Genomic DNA, 4,126 nt, shown 5'->3' on the forward strand with positions numbered 1-4,126 from the left:
CAGGAAAAGATTTATCCAGAGTATTACGACTTGGCAGAGTTTCAGATGCTTCCAAAGAAAGAACAGGATAGATTAAAGAAGGAATACAAGGAGAAGATAATCGAGCATATGAAGACAATAATCAAAGAGAAGTTTGAGCACGAGATGAAGCTGAACAAGAGGAGCGATTTATATGTTTATTTCTTCATCCAAGGTGTCAACCTGCTCAACCCCAAAGGAGCTCTAGTGTTCATTACCTCCAACTCATGGCTTGATGTTGATTATGGAACATCTCTGCAGGAGTTCTTCCTGAGGTTCACGAACTTGAAGAGGATTATTGACTACACGACAAGGTCTTTTGAGCAGGCCGATGTAAATACCGTAATCACCGTGCTAACTAGAAAACCCAAAGAGCTGTTTAACACCGTTGATGAGGGTTGTGTGAACTTTGTCCTCCTAAAGAGGAGCTTTGATGAACTGAGCCGTGAAATAATAGAAAAGATGCTCGAATGTTATGCCGGAAAAGTTAAGGAAGTCGAAGTCTTCGGAGGAAAAGTATACTCCTACGAGGACGATGACATCAGGGTGAGGAGCGTCAAAGCTGTAGAGCTCGCAAAGATGGGCGGGCTTGAGATGGGTACAAAGAACCTCCTGCTCGGCTCCTACAACATCTTCGGCGAGTACAGCGGTATGAAGTGGGGCGGGATACTCATAAGGGCTCCAAGGATATTCTATGTTATCCTTGATAAAGGAAAGGGCAAGCTGGTGAAGCTTGGGGAGATTGCAGAGGTCAGGAGGGGCTTCACAACTGGGGCAAACGAGTTCTTTTATTTGACGCCAATAACAACGCCCAAAGATCTTGAAAAGGCACTCAAAAAAGCTAGATCCAAACTAGACAGTCTAAAGAAAAAGAAAAATCGGTCGCCAGAGGAAGACAAACTTATTTCTGAACTTGAACACATAATTGAGTCTGCCAGCAGAGGGAGTTGCCCAGTGTGCGGTAGAAATCATCAGGGAGATAATAATTATCAATGGGTGTACAGTGATTCTGGATGGATTGGATACCTTGAAAGAAGTCTGCTAAAGCCCGTAGTTAAGACTTTGAAAGAAGTAGAGTCTGTTATTGTAAAAGAAGAGCTTTTGAATAACTTAGCGTTTATTTGTCCTTATTCAAAAGATAACCTTATATCTCGGGGATTCATTCATGCTTTGAATTATATTGAGTGGGGAGAGCTAAACAAATATCATACTCGACCAACATGCAAAAGTAGGAAACCTTGGTGGAATCTTGGAGTTAGAACTGGAGCTCCAATATTAGTTTCTGAGAAAGTTGGAGAAAGGTATATTGTGGCATTAAACCCGAAGTTATTTTTAGAGGACAAACTGTTCTATGGAGTTATTCCACTTTCATTCAAAGGCGAAGAAGTTGATGAGTATACACTGCTATTAGCTGCTATTCTAAACAGTGCAATTCCTCATTTGAGTATGGAAATCGAGAGTAGACAATTGACAGGAGCCCAAGCCATTGCTGATGTTGATGTCCAAAGTTGGAAACGGGTTATCTTGGTAAATCCGGAGAGTATACCTAGGGATAAGGCCAAACAAATAATTCATCATTTCACTGAGCTTTCAAAAAGAAAAATTGAGTCAATATTCATAGAAGTAGGATTACCTAAACTCAAAAGTGACATCTCAAATGCTGAGGAAGTTGACCCCTCAAAAATAACAGAGAAGAAAATCAAATCTGATAGGTTTGAACTAAATAAGGCTATATTTGAAAGTATTGGTTTGTCTGGAACAGAAGTTACTGAGGCTTATAGGGAGCTCGCTACTATTGTTAAACTCCGACTGGTGAAGGCGAAGACGTTTTCGAAGGGGAGGTAAGCCGATGGATGCCTTTCAATTTCTCCCCTACACCATCGGCGTCCTGAACAAGATATGGAAAAAGATCAAGTTGAAAAAGCTCAGAGAAGCTCTGATTGCACGGGGACAGCCGTTCTTTGATGACCTGGAATCCGCGATTCTGAAGTTTTTCAGAGATTATTCGCATGCCCTCAGTGATTACGCTGTTTATTCATACATCTTAGATCCCGAAAATCCCGACAAAAAAGCCAGGGAAATCGTGGATACCCTCAAGAATGACTATGAAGACCTGCTAAACGCCACTAAAAACCTTGTTCTTTTCTTCGTTGCCCACAAAGAGGAGTTTGAAAAGCTGTTAGAACCTGAAGACTGGCTTCTGTTAAAAGAAGTCATGGTTGCCTTTGAAGGGGATAAGCCGGGCTGGGACTTTCTTTATCATGTTTCAAAATCGGTGGAATTGACTCAAAGCGAAAAGCAGGTACAATTCGAAATTACTCTAAACAGGCTTTTGGAGGAATTTAACAAACAGACTGGAGCAGATCGGCTTATGAAGCGGATCATGAAAGACCTCCGAAAGAGGGCCCATGAAGACGACGGAGAGGATTGACAAAATACAAAGGTGGAGGTCTTAAAATGCCAGCGCCTCCTCAAATGACTCTATTCGGAGACGTGTTCGACGACAGGCGAATAAACGTTTATCACGATGAAAGCGAGATAAAGAAGAAAGGGTATTTGCTAATAGGCCTCGTGTATATGCCTCAGCATAAGCTCAACTATGTGTATGAGACTCTTCACAAAGTTAGGGACAAATATGAATATTATGGTGAAATTCATTTCAGAAAGTTAAATGGAAAACCAAATCACCCAAAATCTCTAAAAGAAAAAGTAGCAATTGAATGGATGGACAAGTACTTAGATACCCTTCACAGGAACGTTAAGTTCAGTGCTCTTATTGTAGACCAGAAAAGCCCGAGCTTTATGCGAGGAAATTTCAAGGAAAACTTCCACATTTACAACAGATTTACTGCACTAGCCATAAAAGCAGGGATAAAAAAGTTCTATTCAAACTATCCAGAAATAACACTTAAAATTTACTCAGATAGCAAGGACAGAAAGACATCTCCTACGGGAGAGCTACTCGATAACTTTGATAAATATGTGCCTTTTCGAGTTTGGATGGACTCCATACTTGAAAAATTGAACAGAAGGATTGCTATTCCCAAGATTCGGTTTGAGAAAGATCCCCTGGTGCTAGTTAATTCATCAGAGAAATCACCGGACGGAGAATTAATTCAACTGACCGATCTGCTTTTAGGAAGTCTTAAACAAGTTATTGAACCGTCTAAAAAACCAACAAAGCTTGAACTTGGGAAGAAAATGTTTAACATTCTTTATGCAGATAAAGATCTGTCCCCAAACTGGAAATACATAAAAACTAGTGTTCAACTATGGCGATTCCCTGATGAAGATGGTAGACCAACAAATGACTTTCCAGTGGGGATTCTTAAGTATTTTTAGCCATTCATTATCCGGAGAAAAGGCTTTAACCCCACCTCCGAACTCATCGTGATACACCACACCCTCAGAATGAAGCGGCGCTACAGGCGATCCTTCAAAAAAGCAGCCAGACATGCCCTCAAAGAGTTCTCTCAGAAGTTCAACGAATGCCGTTTTGGAAGTTAGAAACCCTCCAAAAGGGATCTCGGGGTTGTGTATTTTAACATAACTCTCCTAGTGATGTCCCCTCACTAGTGGTCACCCCTTCACTTAGGGTCCAATTTGAATAACAACCACTAATTTTTTATAGGTTGTTATTCAAAATTAACATCATGAGACCGATCACCCAGATACTCCTCGCTGAATTTGGGGGCAAAGTTATAACCCGGGAAGAACTCGAAAAACTCTCCGCTTATTTAAAAGTAGATGACGTTGACTACCTCGTGAATTACCTCATCCAATATGGCTATCTTATAAGGATTCTGAGGGGACTTTATTATGTTAAAACGCCAGTCGAGTTTTCTCTTAAAAGTTCACCCTCCATCTACAAGCTTCTTTTACTGGGAATGAGCAAAATAACGAAGAACTGGTACTTTGGCCTGTTCACGGCATTGGTTTTGAATGGGTTAACCCACGAACACTATACGACAATTTTCATAATTAACGATAAGATAGCGAGGACAAAAATTATTCACGTGAATGGGATACCAGTCAGGATAATCAGAACCAGAAAGGAGCTTTTTGACTTCGGAATACTCAGAAAAAACGGGATAAAAGTTTCCGATTT

Annotated in this window: 3 protein-coding genes and 1 pseudogene; all 4 read left to right on the top strand. The window is 40.7% G+C overall.

What is annotated here, in order from left to right:
* A pseudogene (locus H5T41_10715) lies at positions 1-822 on the top strand (Eco57I restriction-modification methylase domain-containing protein).
* A 1,045-nt stretch (positions 823-1,867) separates the two neighbouring features.
* Entirely contained in the window at positions 1,868-2,449 is a 582-nt protein-coding gene (locus H5T41_10720) for a hypothetical protein (protein ID MBC7109231.1), read from the top strand.
* A complete protein-coding gene (locus H5T41_10725; GenBank protein ID MBC7109232.1) occupies positions 2,446-3,360 on the top strand; it encodes a DUF3800 domain-containing protein in 915 nt (304 codons plus the stop codon). The genes H5T41_10720 and H5T41_10725 overlap by 4 nt, the downstream gene beginning before the upstream one ends.
* Positions 3,361-3,671: 311 nt before the next feature.
* Positions 3,672-4,126: hypothetical protein (locus tag H5T41_10730; protein ID MBC7109233.1), on the top strand; the 455-nt coding region annotated here is incomplete at its 3' end.

The organism is Methanomassiliicoccales archaeon, assembly GCA_014361295.1.
GTDB lineage: Archaea > Thermoplasmatota > Thermoplasmata > Methanomassiliicoccales > JACIVX01 > JACIVX01.

Coding starts and splice junctions, on each gene's coding strand:
- H5T41_10720 (MBC7109231.1), top strand. CDS start 1,868: ATGGATGCCTTTCAATTTCTCCCCTACACCATCGGCGTCCTGAACAAG.